Annotated in this window: 21 protein-coding genes; 7 read left to right on the top strand and 14 right to left on the bottom strand. The window is 41.7% G+C overall.

Annotated elements, in window-relative coordinates:
* Positions 1–300: 300 nt before the first annotated feature.
* Both dnaK and I4Q58_RS13060 read left to right on the top strand, forming a co-directional pair.
* On the top strand, positions 301–2217 hold the full coding sequence (gene dnaK, locus I4Q58_RS13065; protein WP_203296341.1) for a molecular chaperone DnaK: 1917 nt from the start codon (positions 301–303) through the stop codon (positions 2215–2217).
* 474 nt (positions 2218–2691) lie between these two features.
* Complete coding sequence (locus I4Q58_RS13060; protein ID WP_203296340.1) at positions 2692–4500, top strand: T9SS type A sorting domain-containing protein; 1809 nt, start codon at positions 2692–2694, stop codon at positions 4498–4500.
* A 9-nt stretch (positions 4501–4509) separates the two neighbouring features.
* Here I4Q58_RS13060 and I4Q58_RS13055 read toward each other — a convergent pair whose 3' ends face one another.
* The 3 genes from I4Q58_RS13055 to I4Q58_RS13045 form a co-directional block, all read right to left on the bottom strand.
* On the bottom strand, positions 4510–5184 hold the full coding sequence (locus tag I4Q58_RS13055) for a hypothetical protein (protein WP_203296339.1): 675 nt from the start codon (positions 5182–5184) through the stop codon (positions 4510–4512).
* Positions 5185–5462: 278 nt separating this feature from the next.
* Positions 5463–6179 carry a leucine-rich repeat domain-containing protein gene (locus I4Q58_RS13050; RefSeq protein WP_203296338.1) on the bottom strand — a complete coding sequence of 239 codons (717 nt, stop codon included), beginning with the start codon at positions 6177–6179 and terminating at the stop codon, positions 5463–5465.
* 94 nt (positions 6180–6273) lie between these two features.
* Positions 6274–6921, bottom strand: a complete 648-nt coding sequence (locus tag I4Q58_RS13045; RefSeq protein WP_203296337.1) for an alpha/beta hydrolase — start codon at positions 6919–6921, stop codon at positions 6274–6276.
* 36 nt (positions 6922–6957) lie between these two features.
* On the opposite strand from I4Q58_RS13045, the gene I4Q58_RS13040 reads away from it, so the two are divergent.
* From I4Q58_RS13040 to menD, 3 genes are read left to right on the top strand one after another with little or no spacing between them, the layout of a single operon-like run.
* Entirely contained in the window at positions 6958–7380 is a 423-nt protein-coding gene (locus tag I4Q58_RS13040) for a PaaI family thioesterase (protein ID WP_203296336.1), read from the top strand.
* On the top strand, positions 7380–8438 hold the full coding sequence (locus tag I4Q58_RS13035) for an isochorismate synthase (protein ID WP_203296335.1): 1059 nt from the start codon (positions 7380–7382) through the stop codon (positions 8436–8438). The genes I4Q58_RS13040 and I4Q58_RS13035 overlap by 1 nt, the downstream gene beginning before the upstream one ends.
* 31 nt (positions 8439–8469) lie before the next feature.
* Positions 8470–10137, top strand: coding sequence for a 2-succinyl-5-enolpyruvyl-6-hydroxy-3-cyclohexene-1-carboxylic-acid synthase (gene menD, locus I4Q58_RS13030; RefSeq protein WP_203296334.1), 1668 nt, complete (start codon positions 8470–8472; stop codon positions 10135–10137).
* Here menD and I4Q58_RS13025 read toward each other — a convergent pair.
* Positions 10125–10628 carry a hypothetical protein gene (locus I4Q58_RS13025; protein ID WP_203296333.1) on the bottom strand — a complete coding sequence of 168 codons (504 nt, stop codon included), beginning with the start codon at positions 10626–10628 and terminating at the stop codon, positions 10125–10127. The genes menD and I4Q58_RS13025 overlap by 13 nt on opposite strands.
* Positions 10629–10650: 22 nt before the next feature.
* On the opposite strand from I4Q58_RS13025, the gene I4Q58_RS13020 reads away from it, so the two are divergent.
* Complete coding sequence (locus tag I4Q58_RS13020; RefSeq protein WP_203296332.1) at positions 10651–11490, top strand: CvfB family protein; 840 nt, start codon at positions 10651–10653, stop codon at positions 11488–11490.
* A 22-nt stretch (positions 11491–11512) separates the two neighbouring features.
* Here I4Q58_RS13020 and I4Q58_RS13015 read toward each other — a convergent pair whose 3' ends face one another.
* On the bottom strand, positions 11513–11989 hold the full coding sequence (locus I4Q58_RS13015) for a hypothetical protein (protein ID WP_203296331.1): 477 nt from the start codon (positions 11987–11989) through the stop codon (positions 11513–11515).
* Between the two features lie 38 nt (positions 11990–12027).
* Positions 12028–13149, bottom strand: a complete 1122-nt coding sequence (locus I4Q58_RS13010; protein WP_203296330.1) for a C1 family peptidase — start codon at positions 13147–13149, stop codon at positions 12028–12030.
* A gap of 41 nt (positions 13150–13190) precedes the next feature.
* On the opposite strand from I4Q58_RS13010, the gene I4Q58_RS13005 reads away from it, so the two are divergent.
* Positions 13191–14030, top strand: coding sequence for a 1,4-dihydroxy-2-naphthoyl-CoA synthase (locus tag I4Q58_RS13005; RefSeq protein ID WP_203296329.1), 840 nt, complete (start codon positions 13191–13193; stop codon positions 14028–14030).
* 303 nt (positions 14031–14333) lie between these two features.
* Here the strand turns inward: I4Q58_RS13005 and I4Q58_RS13000 are convergent, their stop codons facing one another.
* From I4Q58_RS13000 to I4Q58_RS12965, 8 genes are all read right to left on the bottom strand, one after another.
* Positions 14334–15038: a T9SS type A sorting domain-containing protein gene (locus I4Q58_RS13000; RefSeq protein ID WP_203296328.1), complete on the bottom strand. Its 705-nt coding sequence runs from the start codon at positions 15036–15038 to the stop codon at positions 14334–14336.
* 353 nt (positions 15039–15391) lie between these two features.
* Positions 15392–16288 (bottom strand): succinylglutamate desuccinylase/aspartoacylase family protein, encoded by an 897-nt coding sequence (locus tag I4Q58_RS12995; RefSeq protein ID WP_203296327.1) that lies wholly within the window; start codon positions 16286–16288, stop codon positions 15392–15394.
* A gap of 14 nt (positions 16289–16302) precedes the next feature.
* Positions 16303–17352: an ATP-grasp domain-containing protein gene (locus tag I4Q58_RS12990; protein ID WP_203296326.1), complete on the bottom strand. Its 1050-nt coding sequence runs from the start codon at positions 17350–17352 to the stop codon at positions 16303–16305.
* A gap of 1 nt (position 17353) precedes the next feature.
* Entirely contained in the window at positions 17354–19204 is a 1851-nt protein-coding gene (locus I4Q58_RS12985) for a flavohemoglobin expression-modulating QEGLA motif protein (RefSeq protein ID WP_236002930.1), read from the bottom strand.
* Between the two features lie 111 nt (positions 19205–19315).
* On the bottom strand, positions 19316–20986 hold the full coding sequence (gene asnB, locus I4Q58_RS12980; protein ID WP_203296325.1) for an asparagine synthase B: 1671 nt from the start codon (positions 20984–20986) through the stop codon (positions 19316–19318).
* A 247-nt stretch (positions 20987–21233) separates the two neighbouring features.
* The gene (locus tag I4Q58_RS12975; RefSeq protein ID WP_203296324.1) at positions 21234–21761 is read right to left on the bottom strand and encodes a hypothetical protein; all 528 of its coding nucleotides are present in this window, start codon (positions 21759–21761) and stop codon (positions 21234–21236) included.
* A gap of 64 nt (positions 21762–21825) precedes the next feature.
* The gene (locus tag I4Q58_RS12970) at positions 21826–24240 is read right to left on the bottom strand and encodes an alpha-ketoacid dehydrogenase subunit alpha/beta (RefSeq protein ID WP_203296323.1); all 2415 of its coding nucleotides are present in this window, start codon (positions 24238–24240) and stop codon (positions 21826–21828) included.
* Between the two features lie 73 nt (positions 24241–24313).
* Positions 24314–24529, bottom strand: a complete 216-nt coding sequence (locus I4Q58_RS12965) for a hypothetical protein (protein ID WP_203296322.1) — start codon at positions 24527–24529, stop codon at positions 24314–24316.
* Position 24530 lies beyond the last annotated feature (1 nt).

Raw genomic sequence — 24530 nt, 5'->3', positions numbered from 1 at the left:
TAAATTCACTACTCACTACCTGTCTGCCGACAGGCAGGCTCACTACTCACTACTCACTACTCACTGCCTGCCCGCCGAAGGAGGGTTCACTGCCTGCCCGCCGAAGGAGGGTTCACTGCTTGCCCGCCGGAGGAGGGTTCACCGCCTGCGCGTCAAAGGAGGGTTCACCATCTATATCGTGCGGCATACTGCTTACAGCTAATCAAACTGACACCCTGTCAGCCAACTTCCGATGGCACGAACCTTGACTTATAGAGAGCGAAAACAATTTGAAAACACTAAATACACAATTATAACACTATGAGTAAGATTATTGGAATCGACTTAGGTACAACCAACTCCTGCGTTGCTGTAATGGAAGGTAGCGAGCCAACGGTAATACCTAATGCCGAAGGAAAACGTACGACTCCATCGGTAATCGCATTCGTAGAAGGTGGTGAAATTAAGGTAGGAGATCCTGCAAAGCGTCAGGCCGTAACCAACCCAAAGAAAACCATTTCTTCGATCAAGCGGTTTATGGGGAATAAGTTTTCCGAATCGAACAAAGAAGTTGATAACGTTGCCTATGATGTCGTAAAAGGTGATAACGATACACCTCGCGTAGTTGTAGACGACAGAAAATATACCCCTCAGGAATTGAGTGCGATGATTCTTCAGAAAATGAAGAAAACTGCCGAAGATTACCTAGGGCAAGATGTAGACCGTGCGGTTATTACCGTACCTGCCTATTTTAACGATAGTCAGCGTCAAGCAACAAAAGAAGCAGGTGAAATCGCTGGATTGAAAGTCGAGCGAATCATCAATGAGCCTACCGCTGCTGCCTTGGCCTACGGATTGGATAAAAAAGATACCGATCAGAAGATTGTGGTATTCGACTTTGGTGGCGGTACGCACGATGTTAGTATCCTAGAATTGGGTGATGGCGTATTTGAAGTATTGTCTACCGATGGTGATACGCATCTCGGTGGTGATGATGTGGATAGCAAAATCATCAACTGGTTGGCCGACGAGTTCCAGAAAGAAGAAGATATGGATCTTCGAAAGGACCCAATGGCGTTACAGCGGTTGAAGGAGGCTGCAGAGAAAGCAAAGATTGAATTATCTTCTTCATCTCAAACCGAAATCAATTTACCTTATGTTACGGCTACTTCCAGTGGACCAAAACACTTGGTGAAAACATTGACGCGCTCTAAGTTCGAGCAGTTAATCGACGATTTGGTGAAGCGAACTATCACGCCATGTGAAAAAGCATTGAAAGCTGCTGGACTTTCCAAAAGTGATATCGATGAAATCATCCTAGTAGGTGGTAGTACGCGTATCCCGGCAGTTCAGGAAGCCGTAAAGGATTTCTTCGGAAAAGCTGCCTCTAAAGGGGTAAATCCTGATGAAGTAGTAGCAATTGGTGCTGCCATTCAGGGTGGTGTATTGACCGGAGATGTAAAAGATGTATTGTTATTGGATGTTACGCCACTTTCACTTGGTATTGAAACCATGGGAGGTGTAAACACAAAGTTGATCGAAGCAAATACGACGATTCCTACGAAGAAAAGTCAGACCTTCTCAACAGCAGCCGACAATCAGCCTAGTGTAGAGATACACGTATTACAGGGTGAGCGTCCGATGGCCTCCGATAATAAGACGATTGGTCGTTTCCACTTAGAGGGAATTCCACCAGCACCTCGAGGAACGCCTCAAATTGAAGTTACCTTCGATATTGATGCCAATGGTATCATCAAGGTGAGCGCAGAGGATAAGGCAACCGGTAAGAAGCAGGATATTAGAATTGAGGCTTCTTCTGGATTGACAGAAGATGAAATCGAAAAAATGAAGCAAGAAGCAGAGGCGAATGCCGAGGCCGATAAGAAGGCTAAGGAAACTGTTGATAAAGTGAATGAAGCCGATGCGATGATTTTCCAGACCGAAAAGCAGTTGAAGGAATTTGGCGATAAATTATCTGACGATAAGAAAAAGCCAATCGAAGACGCGCTTGAGGAACTGAAGAAGGCATACGAGACCAAGGATGTAGATAAAATTCAACCAGCATTGGATAAGATCAATGAAGCTTGGAAGACTGCCTCTGAGGAAATGTATAAAGCCCAAGCCGAGCAGCAAGGTGGTGCCCCAGGTGGCGATGCCGGTGCACAGCAAGGCGCAACAGGCGGATCTTCAGAAGAAGGAAGCGACGTAGAAGACGTGGATTTCGAAGAAGTAAAGTAAATGAACCTGCAAATCTCCGATTTGTGTAGGTGAATTTATGCCGAACTGGTCCGTGCCTGCGGCAGGCAGGTTCGGCATCAGATAAGGTAAGGCCCGTATCTTTTGATATGGGCTTTTGTTTTCAATGTTACCACAGAACCTGCAAATCTCTGATTTGCGTAGGTGAATTTATGCCGAACTGGTTTCGGCATCAGATAAGGTAAGGCCCGTATCTTTTGATGCGGGCTTTTTTTGTGCTACTGGTTTTGGCCTCTAGGAGAGAGGAAGCCGTATCCGTTTGGATAGGACTTCTATATTATAATAAAGGTTGAAAGATATACTTGAAGTGCACCAAAGTTCTTTTGATTCTAAATGTCGTTTTGTAGAATTATTAAAACCTCAGGAGGGTGAACAATTCTTCAAGGAATTTGTAGTATATTCCAACTTCGTAAATAACTAGGTTTCGTGCGATTATGCCTTTGAATCAATACGACTATGGATAAAAGAAATATTTGGTTTTGGTTATTCTTGCTTGTGGCTTTCTCGCTTTCAGCTCAAGTTGAGGTTTTTATGGAAGCGATTACGCCAAGGGGATTACTGCTTAACGAAACCACATTGTACTATATCGAGACGACAGAAGACCGTATTGTTAAAGTGGATATAAATGACCCAGACCCTACTCCTGAAATCGTTATATCAGGTTTGGTAACCCCATTGGATTTGGTATTGAAGGATGATTATATCTACGTTTCCAATCGCTTGGAAGATAGAATTACACGTTTCAACATTAATGATCCAAATCCAGAATTGGAAGAAGTGGTTTCTGGAATTAATGAGCCACATGGCATGGCGTTTCGAGGGAATGAGCTTTTTATCGCGCTATATGCGGAAAATAAGGTAGTGAAAGTAGACATCACCGATTCTCCTATTGTCGTTTCCGATGTCGTTACTGATATTAGTTTGCCATGGTCCCTCGCGATTAGGGACGATGATTTGTATATCTCGGACCCGATAGGTTTTTATGATACATGGTATGTCGATCTATCGGAACCCATTCTAAACCCTGTTATTATATCGCCGGCCACTTACGGCGTTGCTGATCTAGTGTTGGATGGAACTTATTTATACTCAGGAAGCGCTCCTAGTGGCACGTTCTTTCATAGCAGTATGATTCGTATCGATTTGTCCACTTCACCACCTACTACCCAAGATATATATTCGAATATAATACCCTATAGTCAATTGCTCCATGAGGGAATTATGTACGTTGCAGATTTTTTCAATGATACCATTTACAAAGTAACGTTGGATGAACTTCCCATAACTCCCATTGATTTTCACTATATAGAGAATAGTAACATCCGTGGAATGACCATTAAGGAAAATGAACTCTATTTTGTGAAAGATTCCGAAATAGCCAAAGTTGATCTGACAGCAGGTGTTCCGGTGGAAGAAGTTGTAATTTCTAATCTCACGGATGGCAATGCAGTCGCTATCCGGGAAAATGAGATTTACTATTCAAGAGCGAACGGCATCAATCGTAAAAACCTTGATGATCCTGGCACAGTAGGAACATCATTCAAAAGTGTTCAAACCCCATACGGATTGGCCTTCAAGGATAATTATCTTTATATAAGCGACCTGAGCAATGGCAGAATTAAAAAGGTAGATGTTACACTTGCCGATCCGCCCTTGATAAATATAGTAGAAGGTTTGGAAAGCCCATGGGGCTTAAGTTTTCATGGGGATGACTTATACATAGCGGAATTTTCTGGGAATAGAATTTCAAAAATAGACGTTAGCCAAACCGCTCCTGTCGTGGAAGAAGTACTGTCAGGAGTATTGGATCCTGTGGCCGTTGAAGTACGGGAAGATATTTTATACTTCAATAAATACAACAACAACAAAACCTTTGCGATTAATTTGTCACAAAGCAACCCAGTAATCGAGGAGTATATTTCGGAAACTAGAATGGCGTATGATTATGCGTTTTATGAGGATGCCTTGTTTATTTCGGAGATGAATTCTGCTAAGATAACGATGTATGACCCAACACCATTATCCACATCCGACACTTCGGGGCAACAGATTTGGGGCATAGTATATCCAAATCCTACAACTGATTATATCCAAATTTCGGGAGTAAGGGAACCGCAGGAGTATACGATAACCTCTATGTTGGGAATACGTGTGGTGGAAAGTCGTATGAATCCCGATGAAAAAATTTCAATTAAGGGTTTGGCAAAAGGTATTTATTTCCTTAGGCTAGAAAACAAGCGTGTATTTAAGTTTGTAATTAAGTGATATAGCTTACTACGGTCGCGCTAAAGTATGCCCTTCGAAGCTAAAAACATTCTCATCGATCTCAGTACTGAGGTTTAGTATTCTGAGTCGTACATTTCCCTTTTCCTCTTTCGATTTCAAATAGATTTCTAATGGCAACGTTTCGACACCAAAAGTATCGAATAATTTTACTTCACCATCCTGTTCCCCTGCGCCAACCGTTTGATAAGCTATGACTTTGATAAACGATAAAGAAATATCGGATGCCCATATCTCGACATTATATTCTTCACTTTCTGCTAATATTTCTCGACATTGATACCCTAAAATTTCTTTTTGCATTCCCGAATAGTTAAGTTCGGTTCTAGGTCCCGTTCCATACGGTCGATGCGCAAAGGGCATTCCCGGCCAATAATCATTATTCATTGGTAAGATATAGCCTGACTTTCTACCATTCATTTCAAATAAACCTGTTATCGTAGTATCGGAAGGATTGAAGATCAAACGTAATTCATCTGGTTTTCCCCTAGCATAGATATGAAGTGCTACTTTTTCTTTTCCAAAGTGATAATCAGCACTATCGATTCGGGTATTTCCATTGGCATATACCTGCTCTGTAATAAGTCGGAAGCTTCCTATAAATTCCTGTGATACGCTTGTAGAAATGGAGAGGAGAAAGACGGAAAATGTAGCTAAATATTTCATATACAAAAGGTTATCGGAAATACTAAGATATGAAATAGTTAGCTGTGGGCATTTTACTACAGCTGCAAATAACGAACGGCTCCAAGCGGAGCCGTTCTAACCAAATAAATCAATTAGCAACTAAACTAATTTAACTTTGCAATAGTAGACAAATTTTCCTACGTAATAAATGATTTTAACGGTTAATTGGTGCTCTTTACCGATAAATACTAAAATTTTCTTAAATATTCGCAATCATAATTTGTCAGACTCTCTATTCGAGAGAGTTATGAAGTTTTTTAATTTCCTTCGTCTTCTGGACCTTCAATAGCCAGTACGGTATTATCTGCCGGAATAAAGTCTGGAGTTTCATTTAAATCGATCGTAGCACCCGAGTTTGCCAAGATAACTACTGAGAATCGTTGGGTATTACTGAAATTATTTTCGGCTACCATCAATTCCTGTAATTTAAAGTTTTGGGCCAATCCCTGTGGAAGCTCTCCATAAAGTTCATTATCGAAAACGTTGAACACTTCAAGATTTTGTAGTTCACTCACGCTGTTGGGTACTTGTCCAGTTAAGGTGTTGCTGCTTAAATGTAACTGACGTAAAGAGGTAAGGTTGCCGATTGTGGTCGGAATAATTCCCGTCAAATTATTACCGTTTAAAGCCAATACTTCCAACTTTGATAAATTGCCTAGCGCCGAAGGTAACGTCCCCTCAATCTTGTTGAAAGAAAGTTCAAGAATTTGAAGTTGCTCCAAATTTTCAAGCGAGGAAGGTAGGCTTCCTGTTAAATTGTTAAACATTAAACTTACCGCGGTAACATGACCATCGGTTATGGTTACACCATTCCATTCTGTAATCGGTTGATTTAATTCCCAGGCTTGTGTCCATTGCTCACCATTGGTAGCAGCATATAAATCTTCCAAGGCCTGCTTTTCTTTTGTTGGAATTTGTGCAAATAGCACTGCGCTTACGAATAGCGCAAATGAGGTTAGTAGTACTTTTTTCATAAGTATAGGGGCTTAAGGGTTTTCTTACAAAACAATGTAAACTAACGATTTAATTCCCTGAATAGCAAATAAAATCGATGAACTGCATAAAATCTTATAAGTTTTTAGCAATATGCTGTAAGAATTCGATGTCTACCTCATGTCTTCCCCTAAATGTTGAAACCGTTAAGCGATTACCGAAAAGGGCTGAACCCTTCAGTTTTTCTTCCGTTTTCCGTGCTTCGGTTATGTATTCATCTTCAAGCCCATAGTGATACAGAACGTCTGTTTCATCTTTTTGAAAACTAAAATCTTCAGGTACTAGTTCCTTAGGAATAGCCCCAGAATGAAGTAGCAGTACATCGCATTGCAACTTGCGGCTAGCAAGCCAACGTGTAGCAATCGATACGCCTTGTGAATAGCCCATTACGATAAAACGAAATTTTTGTTCTGGTTTCTCTACATTCCAAACGGCATCTATATAGCGCAGAACGTTTTCGGTTTCTGCCTCTGTGTTTTCCCTTGTTAACCAAGAGGCTCCTACGTGTTTAAATTCGTCTGTTTGATAATACTTGGAAGGTGCTTGGGGTGCGATAATATAATTTTCCTCAGCATTCAACTCCTTGAAATAGCGTATGAAATAGCGACTTAAATAGCCCATACCGTGGAAGACCAACCATATATTCTTCGTTTTCGGTGAAAGAGAGTGTAACGTATTATAGGTATTGGTTGCAGAATACGACACTTGATGTTCGTCGGCCATAGGGATTTTGTATTTTTACAAATGTAACCAGAAGCTATGAAGTATTCCAAAGAAGAAATCCTTGAAGGCTGCCGCAAAATGTGCCAGAACACCTTAATGGAAACCCTCGAAATCGAGTTTATAGATGTCGATGAACACACCTTAACCGCTAGGATGCCAATCACTCCAAAGGTTCATCAACCCGATGGAGTATTACACGGTGGTGCCTCGGTGGCACTTGCAGAAAGCGTTGGTAGTGCTGCTGCTTTCCTTTTTCTGGAAGATACCGATATCAGCATTCGAGGGATCGAGATAGCTGCCAACCATGTAAAGAGTATGAAGGAAGGATTTGTTTATGCTAAGGCTTCTATCCTTCATAAAGGACGAACCACGCAACTTTGGCAAATTCGAATTGTGAATGAAGTCGATGAATTGGTTTCTATGGTGAAACTGACAACCTTAACCCTTCGGAAGTCGTAATGAAGATGTCATCCTTCATTTCTGCATTAGAAAAACAGCATTACGCAAAGATTCCATTTGTTGTATATTCCTATCCCAATGCTGATGAATGTCATGCCTGGCTTCAACAGAAAGACTACAAACTCTCAAAGGAGCAGCGGAATGGATTTTTATTTGCACCTTTTGATAAAGAGGGAAAACGTTATTTCCAGTCTTTCAACAATGCTACTCAGCATAGGATTCAATTCCCACGACATTCATTTTCTGAAGAATATAGCTTAACTCCTAGTAATACTTCGGAAAAAGAAAACTATAGAGCCTTGGTAGAAAAGGCTAAAAGAACAATTCAACAGTCGGAAACACTTCAGAAAATTGTGGTTTCAAGGAAAAAAGGAATTGCTATTTCACAATTCGACTTAAAAGAAATCATGCCGCTTCTCTTCGGAGGATACCCATCTGCCTTTCGTTATCTTTGGTATCATCCCGACACCGGATTTTGGGCGGGCGCAACACCTGAAACCTTAGTCAACATTGAAAATGATCAGTACAAGACAATGGCCTTGGCAGGAACCAAGCCTAACAGGAATGGTAAAATACAATGGACTGAGAAGGAACGGGAAGAGCAGGCAATCGTGACTCGGACTATTATTTCGGAATTAAAATCTATCGGACTTTCACCTAGGGTTTCTGATGTTTACAATCAACAAGCAGGTTCGGTGGTGCACTTGAGAACCGATATTACAGGCGAAATAGGAGCTGTTGTTTCGTATCAGGATATAGCCGATGTATTACATCCAACACCAGCGGTTTGTGGGGAGCCTCGGAAGGAAGCCTTGCGGTTTTTAGGGGAAGAAGAAAGCTATAATCGTGAGTTTTATACCGGTTATTTGGGAATAATAGATTCTAAACTGAAACAAACGCAACTTTTTGTAAACCTTCGTTGTATGAAGTTGGAAGAAACTCAAATTTCCATCTACGTCGGAGGAGGCATTACCGCAGATTCTGATGCTAATGATGAATGGGAAGAAACCGAAAATAAATTACAAACCATGGCTCGGGTAATCGCTCCGCTTCTTTAACATTCGAAGCCTTGTTTGTATCTTTGTAAGAATGAATTTTTCCTCCAAAGCCCTATCCCAAACGGTGGTGCAACTTTGTCTTGCTAAGGGCATCGACCATATCGTTTTATCGCCTGGATCGCGAAACGCTCCGCTTACCATCGGATTTACGGAACATCCAAACAGCCATAATTTTAGCATCGTCGATGAACGCTGCGCTGCCTTTTTTGCAATGGGAATGGCACAACAACTCAAAAAACCAGTTGCCGTAGTTTGTACTTCGGGTTCTGCGCTGCTAAATTATTTTCCAGCCGTTGCGGAAGCCTTCTATAGCGATATTCCGTTAGTGGTGCTTTCGGCCGATCGTCCGCCGGAATTGTTGGAAATAGGCGATGGACAAACCATACAGCAAGTAAATGTGTACGGAAAGCATATTTTGTATAGCGCAAATTGTCAGGAAGGGGAAGAACATCAAACCGAAAATGAAATCAAAATCAATGCTGCTTTAAATACGGCCTTTGAAATGCAAGGGCCGGTGCATATTAACGTGCCTTTTTCGGAACCTTTGTATGAAAAAGTTTCAGAGGCTTCAGTAGTACCTCAAAATGTACCTCCAAGAACTCCAAACTATGAAATACCGGAGGACTGGTCACCCTTCCTCAGAAAATGGAATAGTAGTCCTAAAAAATTGGTACTCATCGGAACACTTCAGCCAAACACAATCGAAAAAAAATGGTTGGATATGTTGGCTGAAGATCCGTCGGTATTGGTGTTGACGGAAACAACGAGCAATCTTCACCATGAAAACTTCATTCCTGCCATCGACCAATTAATCTCTTCACTAGATGATGAAGGTAAGAAACGATTGCAACCTGAAATCCTTTTAACCTTCGGTGGAATGGTAGTGTCGAAACGGATCAAGAAATTGCTACGGACCTTTTCACCCAAAGAACATTGGCATGTGGATCGTAAAAAAGCCTACGACACCTATTTTTCACTGACGCAACATTTTAAAATTCCTATTCAAGAGTTTTGTAAGGAGTTTCTTTCCAAAACCACGGAAGCGGATAGCGATTATCAGACATACTGGCTTCAACAAAAAGCAGCTCGCCTCGGTCAGCACGAGACGTTCCTACAAAATATGCCTTTTTCAGATTTTAGTGTGTTTGAAAAAGTGTTCGAAACCATTCCTAATGGATGGCACGTGCAAATGGCCAATAGTGCTACCGTTCGGTATGCACAGTTATTCCCCATGAAACCAGATTGGGAAATCTATTGCAATCGTGGTACCAGTGGCATTGACGGTAGCACGAGTACTGCTGTTGGCGCAGCCTTTGCTTCACCAAAGCCAACGGTGTTATTAACGGGCGATCTGAGCTTCTTGTATGATAGTAATGCCTTGTGGAACGCGAATATTCCGAAAACGTTCAGAGTAATCGTAATCAATAATAGTGGTGGCGGAATCTTCAGAATATTACCGAAGGCGAAATCGGCCCAACATTTTGAGCACTATTTCGAAACCCAACATTCATTAACGGCAGAACATTTAGCGAAGATGTATGGTTTTGATTATACAACTGCTTCTGATAAGAAGTCTTTAGTAGAAGCCTTGCACGATTTCTTTTCACCGGAAAGTGAAGCGCCTGCGATTTTGGAGGTTTTCACCCCTAATACCGTGAACGATGACGTCTTACAGCAATACTTTAATCACTTAGTTTGAAGTGGTTTTGGAGAAAGAATCTCCTCAGCCCAAACGATAGCGTCATGAAGGGAGTTTGCCACTAAAAATGGTTTCTCGACAAATGCTTCTTCCAATTTTGCATTTTGTGCTTGGGTATCGGTGTGAACCGCTAGGCAAATTCCTTTAAGATTAGGAATTTTGTTCAAGTATTTATAATCGGTGGGTTTCACGGAATAGGAAGACACACGATGCGAGACATACACCCAGGGTTTGGTGCCAAGGTATTGCAGTCCCTTCAACAATAACGAAAAACCGTTTTTATAAGACAGGGTAATGCCTTCATTGATTTCAACAACCACGATTCGATCATAAAAATAAATAGTGCCGATTTCGGAAATTACTTTTTCCGTCAGCTTGAGGGAAGCAGGAATAGGATACCGTTCGTTGTGAAGGTTCATAGACTTCGTAAAATGCAGTGAAGATAGTAATAAAACCGCTACGATACTACTACTTTTTTCGTACGAATACATTGCTAAATAGTACCTTTGCAGCATGCTACATTTAGGACAATATCAAGACTTGATAATATTACGCGAAACCGATCCAGGGCTATACTTAGGAGATGGAGAAGAAAATGAGGTGTTACTACCTCATAAGTATAAACCGGAGGAATTTGAAATCGGCGATTCTATTCGTGTGTTTATATACCTCGACCATGAGGAGCGGCCTATTGCCACAACGTTGGAACCTTATATAACGCTAAACGATTTTGGTTTTTTAAGCTGTGTGGATGTGAATAAATTCGGCGCCTTTTTGGATTGGGGCTTAGAGAAGCAGCTTTTTGTGCCTTTTAAGGAGCAAGCTTGGCCGATGAAGGAGGGAAATTGGTATGTGGTGTATTTGTATCTGGATGAAGTGACCAACCGATTGGTGGCCAGTAGCCGAACGAATAAATTTACCGACAATAAGAGTCTGACCGTAGATAAATTTGATGAAGTTGAAATTATGGTAACCCATCTTTCAGACAAGGGTGCTAATGTAATCGTGAATGGCAAGCACTTAGGGCTTATCTACATCGATGATATTTTCGAAGATATTCGAGCTGGTGATCGAATGAAAGCTTTTGTGAAGAAAATTCGTGAGGATAATAAAATTGATATCGTATTACATTCACCAGGCTACAGAAGTATCGAGCCGAATGCTAACTACATTCTCGATGAGTTGAAAGCTGCGGGCGGATTTCTACCCCTTCACGATAAGAGCGACCCTGAAACCATTAAAAATGAGCTAGGGCTTAGCAAGAAAAGTTTTAAGAAAGCAATCGGAAGTCTGTATAAGGATCGGCAGATCGATATAAAGCCTGATGGAATCGAGCTTAAAAAAGATGCCTAAGCAAAGGCGATAGGGTATTTTTTTATTGATTCGGGTCTACTTGTACCGAAAAGTGAAACGGACTTCTTCTGTAGGGTCTAAAAGAGGAGCGCGTGCGCCAAGGATCGTATGGATTGTACAGAAATGGACTGCGCTGTTCTTCATATACCTTATTCCGAACTTTTGTCAGTTTATCGTCATTATACCCACTAAACCCTATAAATCCGTAGGTACGTGCGTTTAGAGGCGTAATTTCTATTTCCGAATCATTAACAAAGTCACTTTCCTCACCGGCAGCCATCATATTTACCGGCTGCCAATAATTGTCTTGGGTAATGCCGAATGACGCCAGTTTTTTCTTGAATGAAAATTCTTTTTCTAGCGATAAGAAGTCGGGATCTATTTCTTCCAATTCGGGAAGAGATTCTGCTGAAATGGTAAAGTAGCGCGTCTCAAAATCGCTTTGGGCGATTCCGATGAAGCTCACAAGCGTAATTGCTATTGTACTAAAAATTTTCATCCCAATTTTTTCAAAAGATAATCAAAAATTGCACCACTTTACAAATTCAGTTTTTTCGAAATTGTTTTCGGAAGTGCATCTTTATGAACCATCACACTAATGGTTTTTAATCGCATATACGGCTCACTGAAGTACACATACCCATCGTTGGTGGTTCTACTTTCATCGGTACCCCAACTGTTTTTCACCTTGTAGTAGGTGTTCCCGTTTTGGTCGCGTAGCAGTCCTGTAATGTGCATTAAATGATCGTCGGTCGTAGCATAGTTTTCAAACTGCTCTTGGCGATATTGTTGGGTAATATTCTTTTCTGGATAAACACCTTGCAGCGACTTCACCTTATTATCGTCGTCTTCAGGAATTACGGCAACGCCATCTTTAGAAGAAAAGGTCCGTTCGCTAACATCGCAGTCCAACTCTACCGTGTATCCATTCTGAAGCGCATGATCTACCGTCTGCATCATTTCGTCCAATGGCAGGTTGAAAAAGCTTCCATTGCTCCAGTTATCTGGAATATTCAAAATAAAGGTTGAATAAAACGGCTCGTGGGTGAAGGAAGTTAGCGTTATATAATCATCCGGATTCAATTTCGTCATTTTCAGAAAGGATTCAGGAGTGTACTGCCTTCCTTGATAGGTGAAGGCTTCAGGCTTTTCACCTAAATATACGTCCAACACAGCATTGACGGCTTCTTTCCACTTCGGACTTAAACTTCCGCCCGGTTTTTCGGTATAGGTATTCAGCATGGCACTCATAGTAGCGATAAGTTCTGAATGATTGTGATAGTCGCTTCCTTCCGTATAACCGCTATACACTTGCTGTGGAACCAATCCGTATTGTTTAACCGAAGTCATCACGTCATGTGCCAACCCGCCTTCGCTAAACTGTGCCTTTCCTTGTCGCATCACAAAATTTTCCGCTTTCTTCGGATAGATATTCCGAACTGTATACATTTCAGAAAGATCGATTTCGTTACCGGTCAACCGGATGATTTCAGATTCTAAAAATGAAGAAGTCGAAAAACTCCAACACGTACCGGTGCGTCCCTGACTGATAACTGGCGTAGCATCCAAGTCGATGATGGTTTCAAACTGATAAGGCTCCTGAGAGAATGCTACAATCCCGCAAAACAGAAAGACGAAGCAAAGGAAAAAGTTGCGCATGGCTGTCATGGTTTACTATCTTTACGGTAAAAATATAAAATATGAGCACACCCGATTGGAAAACCGCAAAGGAATATACCGATATCACCTATAAAAAGTCGAATGGCGTGGCCCGGATTGCCTTTAACCGACCGGAAGTCCGTAATGCATTTCGCCCAAAAACCACCAGTGAATTGCTCGATGCCTTTCACGATGCGCAGGAAGATACAAGTATCGGCGTGGTGTTGCTCTCGGCTGAAGGACCTTCACCTAAGGATGGCGTGTATAGTTTTTGTAGTGGTGGTGACCAAAAAGCTCGGGGACATCAAGGCTATGTAGGGGAAGATGGGTATCACCGCTTAAATATTCTTGAAGTACAGCGATTGATACGTTTTATGCCAAAGGCTGTTATTTGTGTAGTTCCCGGTTGGGCCGTGGGTGGCGGACATAGCTTGCATGTGGTGTGCGATATGACCTTAGCGAGCAAGGAACATGCTATCTTTAAACAAACCGATGCCGATGTTACCAGTTTTGATGGTGGCTATGGAAGTGCGTACTTGGCAAAGATGGTCGGACAAAAGAAAGCACGTGAGATTTTCTTTTTGGGAAGAAATTACAGCGCTCAGGAAGCCTTCGAAATGGGAATGGTGAATGCCGTTATTCCACATGCCGAATTGGAACAGACGGCGTATGAGTGGGCGCAGGAGGTGTTGGCGAAATCGCCTACCTCTATCAAGATGTTGAAGTTTGCTATGAACCTCACCGACGATGGTATGGTAGGGCAGCAGGTATTTGCTGGTGAAGCAACTCGATTAGCTTACATGACCGATGAGGCCAAGGAAGGACGCGATGCATTTTTGGAAAAGCGGAAACCTAATTTCGATAAGAAGTGGTTGCCGTAGGGAAGCTGTAGGCTGTAAGCTGTAAGCTTTAGGCTATATGCGGTAGGCTGTGAGCTTTGGCGGCGAACTTTTTTGCTCTTAGCTATTGGCCAATAGTAGTTGGTCTCTAGTCTTTTTTCTATTCTCTATTCTCTATTCTCTATATTCTTTACCTCTTCGAGTCTTTGAAACTTTGCCACTCTGCTTCTTTGCTTCTTTGAAACTAGTCGTTGCGTTGGTCGATAGTCTATAATCTTTCTTCCAAATAAAAAATCGGGAACAACCATTGCCATTCCCGATCTCGTTTTTAAAATGTTGGACAGTTTATTGCTTTACAACTTTATAGGTATGGGTTGCTTTTTCTGACTGCACCCTTAAAAAGTAGAGCGCAGCGGGCAGTTCTGACAAATCCAATCGAGTTTCTGTTCCTGAAAGTTGCTGTTCCGCAACCAAGCGGCCGTTTAAATCAAATAATTGGTAATTCAGTAACCCACTTTGTGCCTTTACAAACGAAAAATCCGTTGTGGGATTGGGATATAGTTGTAATGGCAGTGCTGTAAACGCTTCTGAGTTTAATAACTGATCACCATAAATAGCTAAATCGCCATCTGCATTGCTAACGGTAAGCGTTTTGTGCGAACCGTCATCTTCGATGGTGTAAGAGAAAGGATTTTTGGCAATTTCGCCTTCCAAATAAACCTGATAATGAAGTTGCATAAAAGCATTTACATCAGGATCACCACAGATTCCGATTAAGGCAACCCCACCATCGTCGATGGTAAAGATATCTTCACCCTCATATTCTATTAATGACTCGAAACCCTCTTCACAATATGGGTGAAAAACAACTAATGTTTCTGAACTGGCGTTAAAAAGAGCCTCAAAATCCGAATACGGCCTTTCATACTCCTCGGAAGCCATAATGATTTTTTCTAAGTACCATTCATTTTCCAGAAGGGTAGGATCTTGACCAAAAAGTCTTGGGCAGAAAAGGCCAATGGCTATCAGTAGTACTAAAGTTTTTTTCATCGTATTAGTTTTAAAAGTTATCCATGATTTTGGATAATTCTGTATCACAAGAATGATATTAAAATAACTTACGAATGTTAATAGGGAGTTGCCATTAAAGATATTAAAAAGTTTTAAACTATATCGTTATCGTATAAAAAAGTCGGTGAACGATTGGCGGCAAGGTAGAGGCTTAAGAAGCAGAATGTCTAAATCATAAATCTAAAATCTCATATCTAATATCTCGGCTCTTGACTCTTGACTCTTGACTCTTGGGTTTGGGATGTATGGTGTAAGATGTCGGATATAGGATGAAGGATATAATCTTTAGTCTCTTCTCTCTTCTCAATTTTCTGTAAGCTAAAGACTAAAGACTACCGACTCACCTCATCCACCACAAAAAAGCCATCATTTCCTTGGGGTTGGTATAATGGCATAAAGATGTAGGCATCCCATTCGCTTATTACCTCTTCTCCATTCTGGGTCGCTAAAACTTCGCCCTTTTTTATCGGTTGAAAGTTTTCATAGCCAGGTTCCATTTTGAAGTCGTCGGAATTCTTCAATCCGTGGCGATGGACGATTTCAAAGGTTTTTCTGTTTTCTTTCTTTTGAAGTGTTTTGGTCACCGCTTTGGGTGTTTCACTTAAATCATCGAAATCGAGTCCACACGCCTGTTGCAACGCTATCCAAATGGTTCCCTCGTGATAATCGACCGAATCCTTATCGGTATGCTGACCGGCTTCCAACACAAATCCGGTTATGTTATTTCTGCTGAAATAATGGTCGATGGTACCGGAAACAATATCTGAAAACCCACGTATAATATGGGTTGGGAAGTTATGTGCCCATTCATCGTTATCATTCACCACCTGAACCGAACTGTAGGGTTCACTGGCGGAAGAAGTGGTATGGCAATCTAAAAAGTAACAATCGTTAAATGTTTCCTTTGGATAATGCTTTAGCGCATCGATAATGTGAAACATCTCTCGCTTTTCAGAAGAATCGGTAATTACTTCTGTAATATTTTTGTCGGTCCAAACCCTGTTCAAGTCCTCGTCGATAAAGCGAACATTACGGTTATACGCCTTGGTATTGCATAAAAGACCCATAAAAGTTCCCTTTATGGAAGGTTGATCCTCCTTCAGTTTTCTGAAAACATTTCGCAAGGCTTTCACGCCGCTAGGCTCATTGCCATGTACCGCAGCAGTAACAAAAAGCAGCGGCCCCTCGGTGTCGGTTGAATAATATCCAATAATTCGTGAAGTATTCATAAAACTGTTTGGTTTTAGTTCATCGTCGCCAGTTCGCGATTGGTTAAATGATCATAATGCTTTTTATGTTCCATCTTACGCTCAATCGCTTTTACGATGGTTTCAGTGAAATCGGGCAAACCGATATCCTTGCAATATTCCAATCCGCCGGGACTTAGCACGTTGATTTCAATGAGTTTATCCTTCACAATATCTAGTCCTACGAAAAAGAGGCCATCGCGCTTCAGCTTCGGCGCCGTTATATCCACGATACGTTTCATTTCCTTGGTTAGCTTTGCTTTTTCAGCCTTGGCACCGAGTTGAAGGTTACTTCTAAATTCGGCATCGTCGTCATTCACCCTTCTAATTACTGCCATTTCACCATCTTCTTCTAAAATTTCACCATTCAACAACACGACGCGAACATCGCCTTTCGAAACTTCCGGTAAAAATTCCTGGGCAATAACATATCCCTGGGCGCTAATGGTTTCAATAATCTGGTTCAGGTTTTTCTTATCTTCATCAATCAGGTATACATTCTGGCCGCCGGAGCCTTCTAATGGTTTCAACACCATTTTCTTTCCCGAATCTTCCCAAAACTTCAATAAATCCTCTTTGTTTCGGGTGATGAGACTGTTGGGTTTAATCGCTGAAGGTAATTCTTCAAAATAAAGTTTATCGATAAAGGCATGCGACATGGCAAAGGCATCGTTCAATACCAAAACACCATACTGCTGAATCATTCTAGCAAAGGCAATCCCACTATGTTCCGCCCAATGACGGTCGTCGGTTTCCTCTGTCGGATTGTTTCGAAGGAATAATACATCCAATTCGGTGCTACTGATGTCTTCGTAGCCTAATTCATCATCCTGAACACGTTCCCAAAATTTCTCTCTGGTGCGCGATTTAGGCGATTCCGGTACTTTTTTACAACGAAGGCTAATGGGCTTATCGTGGTGAAAAACAAAATCGCCGACGCTCATCACATATAGTTCATGACCGCGATCGTGTACTTTCTTCATTATGGTAACGGAGGTACCCACCGCTTCCGATTTTATATCACTTATTACAAAACAAATTTTCATGTTATATCATTTTTGAAAGGGCGAGCCCTTGGGTTATTTTTTTCATTTTCTCTTCATAATCGTCTTCAAACAGATATCTTGGTTTCAATTTCGGAGGAATTAAAAGTTCCCGATCTGTTAAGTCTTTTATGACATCAAGGTGTTTTAAGGCGAATTTTCCTGCCAACAGCGGTTCCAGTTCTCCTCCTTCAATAAGATACTCACGTAAGTGTACCAATCCCTTGAGGTAAATAATATCCTTTATAAAACCGCCTCCCTGAAACATTCTTGAGGTAATGTTGAAGGCATATTCCTTCGAAAATCCATAGCGCGAATACAGCATATGGAAGACTTCTGTAAAATTTTGTCCTTCCAATAGCGCATGTCCAGCAACCACACGGCCTGCCAAGGTTCGTAATCGGTTACCACTTAATCCGCCAATGAGATATTCCGATAATACTGCAATTCCTTCCTGAAGCGCATCGTAATCGGCCAGTCCTATGGCCATTTGGTGCAATGGTTGCTGTCTTCCGTTGTAATAGGTCAGGGCATGGGTTCCTACCTCGTGTTGGATAAGTGCCTTGGCTTCTTTTCGAGACAACGTATAATCGCCAGGCAAATACAATTCACCATTAGAGACCATCATAATATTTACATCGTCCCTGATGTGCACTTTGGAAGTGAAGTTTGAATCCTGTTGTTTAAAAAAATCAAATTCTTTTCGAGCCATCGCTGCGAATTCATGCACGTCTATCATATCATCGCGTTCATCGGGTTCTTGATGATCGATAGCCTGAAGAATAAGTTCTGCCTCTGAAAGCACTTTCTTTTCCAATCCTTTGTACAGCCTAATACTGCTATAAAAGAAGTTTTCAGATCCACGCTCCTTTAGCATGGTTAATTGATGGTCGATTTCCTCCCGTTTTTCATCAAAGATGTAGGATAGGGCAGGATCGTCAATTTCATCGATTCGAAGGTTGTAAAGTCTTCGCTTTAAAATGTCAGGATCTACGGGTAACAGGCGATAGTGATAATAATCGATAGTTTTAAAATCGCTTTCGAAGAATTTTTCCCGTAGCTGTTGAATATTCACCGGTGCCAATAGCAACAAAAATTGATAGCTTGACTGAATTTCTGCCATTTGTCTATCAATTTTAAATACTTCTTTATGAATTTCCCGTTTTCCCAAGGCATTAAAATGCGCAAGGGGAGAGGACGTCTGTACTCGGATAAATTCAAAGATGGCGCGTTGTAAAGAGTCTGCAAACTGTTCCCGAAATTTTCTAAAATAGATTGGGTAAATGTCGCCATTCTCATTTCGATAAACGGGCGGAACTTCTAATCCAATTTGCGTCCCGCCGAGCTCCCGTAAGCTCTCTATAGTGAAAAGTTCTGTGGATTCAGGTTTTTGTCTTGTTTTGGTCTGCTCGATTCGGGCGGAAAGTTCCACTCCAAATTTCCTGCTTTCAATAGTTGCCAAGCTTTCTTTCAATACATCGAGCGAAACCGGCAATTTATGTGGAGGTCCTTTGATAACGAATTCGGTACTATCTTCTTCACCACTGTATAATTCAACCAAAATATAAGAACCGAAGCGATCGGCCATCCGTTCCGTAATTTCATGTAATAACGCTTGAAAAAAGCTGAAATCCGACTCACCAATTATTAAATAGGAAGCTCCAGTTCTTGCCAATCGAAGTGTTCCGGTATCGTTTTCCCTTTTTCGATAGATAAAAAGAGAGGGAACATCGTGCTCCAGAAAAAGGTGGCCATCGTGCGGTAACGGACAAACGGTTCTGCCCCCTGGCTCAAGGTCACGAAGAATTTTATCGATTTTTTTTGATTGTATGTTTTCTTCTGTGGAAACTTCCAAAGTCGGTTGTTATTGGTGGTAGTTTCAATATAAAAAAACGCTCCCCGAGCGGGAAGCGTTTTGATTATACTTTAACAGGGAAGCCCTGTCTTTTATGAAACTTTAAGAGACCTATTTCTGATAGGCGTCGGCATGCACTTTTGCCACTGCTCTTCCACTTGGGTCGTTCATGTTTTTGAAGCTTTCATCCCATTCCAAGGCTATCGGACTGCTACAGGCTACACTTGGCACCGATGGTACCGTTAGGGCAGCTGTATCGCTTGGGAAATGTTCTTCAAAAATGCTTCTATAATAGAACTCTTCCTTGCTCGTTGGCGTTTGGATTGAAAAACGATATTTTGCATTTTCCATCATTTCATCGCTTACCTTTTCATTCACCATTTCCTTTAGCGTATCGATCCAACTATAACCCACACCATCGCTAAACTGTTCTTTCTGACGCCATGCCACACTTTCGGGGAGCATATCCTCAAACGCCTTCCGCAACACCCATTTTTCGATGCGTTCGCCGGTTATCATTTTATCTTTTGGGTTTAAACGCATGGCAACATCCATAAATTCCTTATCTAGGAAGGGTACACGCCCCTCAATTCCCCAAGCTGCTAGCGATTTGTTAGCGCGCAAGCAGTCGTATTGATATAGTTTGTCCAATTTTCGGACGGTTTCCTTATGAAATTCCTCAGGATTCGGTGCTTTATGAAAATACAGATACCCGCCAAAAATCTCATCGCTTCCTTCGCCTGAAAGCACCATCTTAATCCCCATTGCTTTTATGGCACGCGCCATCAAGTACATTGGAGTAGAAGCACGAATGGTGGTAATGTCATATGTTTCTAAATGATAGATAACATCGCGTATAGCATCCAATCCTTCCTGTATGGTGAATATTATTTCATGGTGAACGGTATCCAAATGATCAGCAACCTTTTGAGCGGCTGCTAAATCGGGCGAACCTTCCAAACCAATGGCAAAGGAGTGAAGGCGAGGATACCAAGCGCCTTCCTTATTTCCGGTTTCAATACGTTTATCGGCATATTTTTTAGCCACAGCCGAAGTAATCGAACTATCCAATCCACCGCTCAATAAAACACCATAGGGTACGTCGCTCATCAACTGCCGTTGCACGGCCGCATCCAAAGCTTTGCGAAGGTCCTCAATGCTCGTTTCGTTATCCTTCACATTTTCATAGTCCATCCAATCGCGTTCGTACCAGCGCTTTACTTCACCATCCTTGCTATACAGATAATGTCCTGGAGGGAAGACTTCAATTTTGGTACAAACACCCTCCAACGCTTTCAGTTCTGAAGCCACATAAAAGGTTCCGTTTTGGTCCCAACCCATATAAAGTGGAATGATTCCCATATGATCGCGAGCGATTAAGTATTCATCTTCTTCAACATCATATACAGCAAAACCGAAGATTCCGTTCAGTTCATCCAAAAAGTCAGGCCCTTTTTCCTTGAAAAGGGGAAGAATAACTTCGCAATCCGATTTGGTCTGAAAATCGTACCGGTCTTCGTATTGTTTCCGAATGGATTGGTGGTTATAGATTTCACCATTCGCCGCTAAGACGAATTTTTTATCAGCTGAAAACAGCGGTTGCTTTCCTGAAGTAGGATCGACGATTGCCAGACGCTCGTGCGCCATAATCGTATTTTCGTTGGTAAAGATTCCGCTCCAGTCCGGTCCGCGGTGACGGATGCATTTAGACATCGATAGTACTTGAAGCCGAAGGGCTTCCGATTTTTCCTTTAGTTGAAAGGCACAAACAATTCCACACATAATTTTACATTTATTTGGTTAGTAGTTGGTTCAAAAAAAAGACCCGTCAAGTTTCAAAAACCTGACGGGCCCAATATCGCGACAAGTTTTTGCTACGGGTTTCCGTTATTATTATTGTTATTATTTAAGTTGAAACGTACCATGAAACTTGATTCTTGTTTTTTCAGTTCCTGTAAAGATTCAGTAAAATAATTGAGAAATCAAAATATTTATAAGAATTTTCTTCAAAATACTTTATTTATCGATGTTATTGTCGGGTGAATAGGATTAGTTCTGGCGGAAGGGTTCGTTCATCGATTGGCTGTGCATCGATGTCGAAGAATTTCTTTTTCACCTGTGTATCCTTTCGAAGCCAAACTTGATATACCTGTCTTTCCGGAGTATACAATGTGATAAGGTCTGCTGCGTACATTTCGAAATCATTATTGTTGTATTTCAATTTAATCATGATATTTTCAGGTAGATTCCGAGTATCCATGTACTTAGAGTGGAATATTGCCTGCCCTCCTGGTAAATAGGAGGCCGTGTACGATTGATTTTGCCCATCGTCGAACGAAACGATATAGCGTACTGCTGTATCTGCCGTATCGCTAAAGCCATCTTGCATTTTCCAAATAGTGTTGAAACTATTGGGGAAAAAGTAATTGTGATTATCGGTTACAGCTTCGGGGACTTCACTTTCGTCAATTCGTGAAGGTTCCGTTTTGCTAACTTGGCCGAAGGATGAAATACAAATGGTTAGGGAAAATAGGAATAGGAGGTATTGATTCTTCATAGTTTTCATATTGAATGAAACTATAAGATAGAAACTCTCCTTAAATAATCTGACTACTTTATGACTATCTTAACTTGGGAAAATCGCTCGGATTTGCCTCATGCATCATGGCATAGACCGTTTCAAAAACATCTTCCACTGATGGTTTGCTGAAATAGTCGCCATCGGTTCCATACGGAGGACGGTGTGCCTTTGCTGATAGTGTTTGCGGTTTGCTGTCTAAATAACGATAGCCATTTTGCTCATCAACGATATGTTGAAGAATATAGGCGGAAGCACCCCCTGGTACATCTTCATCGATAACCAACAATCTATTTGTCTTCTTCACGCTTTCCACCATATCATGATTGAGATCAAGTGGTAGAAGTGATTGCACATCGATTACTTCAGCATCGATTCCTACTTGCTGCAATTCCTTGGCTGCTTCTTGAACGATACGTAAAGTACTTCCATAGGAAACCAAGGTAATATCATTCCCTTCCTTTACCGTTTCCACCACACCGATAGGCGTCTTAAACTCCCCTAAATTGCTAGGCATTTTTTCTTTAAGGCGGTAACCGTTCAAACATTCAACAATTAATGCCGGTTCGTCGGTTTCGAGTAGGGTATTGTAGAAACCGGCCGCTTTTGTCATATCGCGCGGTACGAGTACATACATTCCGCGAAGCAAATGTACCAATCCGCCCATTGGCGAGCCACTATGCCAGATACCTTCTAGACGGTGACCACGGGTACGAACAATTAACGGTGCTTTTTGCTTTCCGTTAGTTCTATAACGAACGGTTACTAAGTCATCGCTCATAATCTGCAAGCAATACAAGACATAATCCAAGTATTGAATTTCAGCAATCGGACGTAAGCCGCGCATCGCCATTCCAATTCCTTGTCCGAGGATGGTCGCTTCACGAATACCTGCATCGGCAACGCGCAATGCACCATATTTTTCTTGCATACCCTCTAATCCTTGGTTCACGTCGCCAATTTCACCACTATCCTCACCGAAAATTAAGGTTTCAGGATGTTTATCGAAGATAGCATCGAAGTTATCCCGCAACACGACACGTCCATCAACATCTTTTGCATTACCGTCATACTTTGGCGCTACAGGTTCTATAGTAGTTGCTTTATTACTTGCTTCAGAGTACAGGTGCGCCGAATATTTCGGTTGAATTTTCTCGTAATAGGCATCGATCCACTGAAGCAATTGCTTCTTTTCTTGTGAATCTTCCGATACGAGATAGCGAAGTACTTTTCTAGCCGTTCCTAGGATATCCTTTCGAAGCGGTTCCTTATCGGATGCTAATTCATCTTTAAGCTTATTGATGAAATTTTTATTTTGGCTGTTTGCGGCTACTTTTTCGAGTAGACTAAGAAGTTCTCTTTGTTCCTCTTGTTGTGGTGCGATGAAAGCTTTCCAAGCTGCCTTCTTGCCATCGCGCACTTCCTTTTTAATGTTTTTCTCTATTTCCGAGAGCTCCTCGTCGGTTGCGATATTATTGGAAATCATCCATTCGCGCATCTTCACATTGCAATCGTGTTCCTGTTCCCAAGCCAAACGATTCTCACTTTTATACCGCTCATGGCTACCACTGGTAGAATGCCCTTGCGGCTGTGTGAGTTCCAATACGTGAATTAGAACGGGAACATGTTCATTTCGAGCGATTTTTGAAGCTTTTTGGTAAGCTTCCACCAATTCAGGATAGTTCCACCCATTAACGCGAATAATTTCATATCCTTCCTCGTCTTCGGTTCGTTGAAAACCTTTTAGAATTTCAGAAATATCCTCTTTGGTGGTTTGGTGGCGGGCATGTACGGAAATTCCGTATTCATCATCCCAAACACTCAAAACCATTGGTACCTGTAATACGCCAGCGGCATTGATGGTTTCCCAGAACAAGCCTTCACTTGTACTTGCATTCCCAATAGTTCCCCAGGCTACTTCATCGCCATTGATGGAAAAATTGGTCTTGTCTTTTATGCCCTTTACGTTTCTAAAGATTTTAGAAGCTTGTGCAAGTCCTAACAATCGTGGCATTTGACCCGCGGTAGGAGAGATGTCGGCACTACTATTCTTTTGTGCCGTTAAGTTTTTCCAACTGCCGTCATCATTCAAACTATGGGTTGCAAAATGTCCGCCCATCTGTCTACCACTGCTCATTGGATCGGCCTGTACATCGGTATGCGCATAGAGTCCAGCAAAGAATTGTTGGATATCCAGTTTCCCAATGGCCATCATAAAGGTTTGATCGCGGTAGTATCCACTTCGCCAATCGCCATTTTTGAACGCCTTGGCCCATGCAAGTTGTGGTACTTCCTTTCCATCTCCAAAAATTCCAAATTTCGCCTTCCCGGTAAGTACTTCTCTTCGACCTAACAAGCTACATTCACGGCTGGTGACCGCAATTTTATAATCGTTCATGACTTCTGCTTGGAAGTCCTCGAAAGATAAGTCGCTGTTCGTCTGAGGGTTTGTCTGCATGGTAGATGTTTTAAGCCCTGCAAAAGTAGCGAAAACAGGCCTATTTTGCAACGATAGAAGGTTGAAGAAATCGTTAGGAACGCTTTAGTCTAAGGACGATATAGCGAAGCAGGAGAAGAAACGGAAACCCATGAAGGAGTACATCAAACCAATCCATAAGTTGCATGCCCTCGGCACCACCCGCAATCCATCGCAGTTTTCCCCAGATATGTGGTTCGGGAAAAAAAGGAGCTAAGCCTAACGTTAGACAAAGCAGCAGAATAATTTTAATGTCGTTGAAGAAGTTCATC

Source organism: Luteirhabdus pelagi (genome assembly GCF_016827595.1).
In the GTDB taxonomy this organism is placed as follows: domain Bacteria; phylum Bacteroidota; class Bacteroidia; order Flavobacteriales; family Flavobacteriaceae; genus Luteirhabdus; species Luteirhabdus pelagi.
The sequence above is the reverse complement of the archived record's forward strand: the minus strand, read 5'-3'. Positions and strand labels throughout refer to the sequence as shown.

Excerpts from the sequence above, each read along its gene's own strand:
- I4Q58_RS13010 (WP_203296330.1), bottom strand. The coding sequence starts at position 13,149 with ATGCGCAACTTTTTCCTTTGCTTCGTCTTTCTGTTTTGCGGGATTGTA.
- dnaK (WP_203296341.1), top strand. The coding sequence starts at position 301 with ATGAGTAAGATTATTGGAATCGACTTAGGTACAACCAACTCCTGCGTT.
- I4Q58_RS13055 (WP_203296339.1), bottom strand. The coding sequence starts at position 5,184 with ATGAAATATTTAGCTACATTTTCCGTCTTTCTCCTCTCCATTTCTACA.
- I4Q58_RS12990 (WP_203296326.1), bottom strand. The coding sequence starts at position 17,352 with ATGAAAATTTGTTTTGTAATAAGTGATATAAAATCGGAAGCGGTGGGT.
- I4Q58_RS13025 (WP_203296333.1), bottom strand. The coding sequence starts at position 10,628 with ATGTATTCGTACGAAAAAAGTAGTAGTATCGTAGCGGTTTTATTACTA.
- asnB (WP_203296325.1), bottom strand. The coding sequence starts at position 20,986 with ATGTGTGGAATTGTTTGTGCCTTTCAACTAAAGGAAAAATCGGAAGCC.
- I4Q58_RS13035 (WP_203296335.1), top strand. The coding sequence starts at position 7,380 with ATGAAGATGTCATCCTTCATTTCTGCATTAGAAAAACAGCATTACGCA.
- I4Q58_RS13045 (WP_203296337.1), bottom strand. The coding sequence starts at position 6,921 with ATGGCCGACGAACATCAAGTGTCGTATTCTGCAACCAATACCTATAAT.
- I4Q58_RS13050 (WP_203296338.1), bottom strand. The coding sequence starts at position 6,179 with ATGAAAAAAGTACTACTAACCTCATTTGCGCTATTCGTAAGCGCAGTG.
- I4Q58_RS13060 (WP_203296340.1), top strand. The coding sequence starts at position 2,692 with ATGGATAAAAGAAATATTTGGTTTTGGTTATTCTTGCTTGTGGCTTTC.
- I4Q58_RS12995 (WP_203296327.1), bottom strand. The coding sequence starts at position 16,288 with ATGAATACTTCACGAATTATTGGATATTATTCAACCGACACCGAGGGG.
- I4Q58_RS13020 (WP_203296332.1), top strand. The coding sequence starts at position 10,651 with ATGCTACATTTAGGACAATATCAAGACTTGATAATATTACGCGAAACC.
- menD (WP_203296334.1), top strand. The coding sequence starts at position 8,470 with ATGAATTTTTCCTCCAAAGCCCTATCCCAAACGGTGGTGCAACTTTGT.
- I4Q58_RS13005 (WP_203296329.1), top strand. The coding sequence starts at position 13,191 with ATGAGCACACCCGATTGGAAAACCGCAAAGGAATATACCGATATCACC.
- I4Q58_RS12970 (WP_203296323.1), bottom strand. The coding sequence starts at position 24,240 with ATGCAGACAAACCCTCAGACGAACAGCGACTTATCTTTCGAGGACTTC.
- I4Q58_RS12975 (WP_203296324.1), bottom strand. The coding sequence starts at position 21,761 with ATGAAGAATCAATACCTCCTATTCCTATTTTCCCTAACCATTTGTATT.
- I4Q58_RS12965 (WP_203296322.1), bottom strand. The coding sequence starts at position 24,529 with ATGAACTTCTTCAACGACATTAAAATTATTCTGCTGCTTTGTCTAACG.
- I4Q58_RS13040 (WP_203296336.1), top strand. The coding sequence starts at position 6,958 with ATGAAGTATTCCAAAGAAGAAATCCTTGAAGGCTGCCGCAAAATGTGC.
- I4Q58_RS13015 (WP_203296331.1), bottom strand. The coding sequence starts at position 11,989 with ATGAAAATTTTTAGTACAATAGCAATTACGCTTGTGAGCTTCATCGGA.
- I4Q58_RS13000 (WP_203296328.1), bottom strand. The coding sequence starts at position 15,038 with ATGAAAAAAACTTTAGTACTACTGATAGCCATTGGCCTTTTCTGCCCA.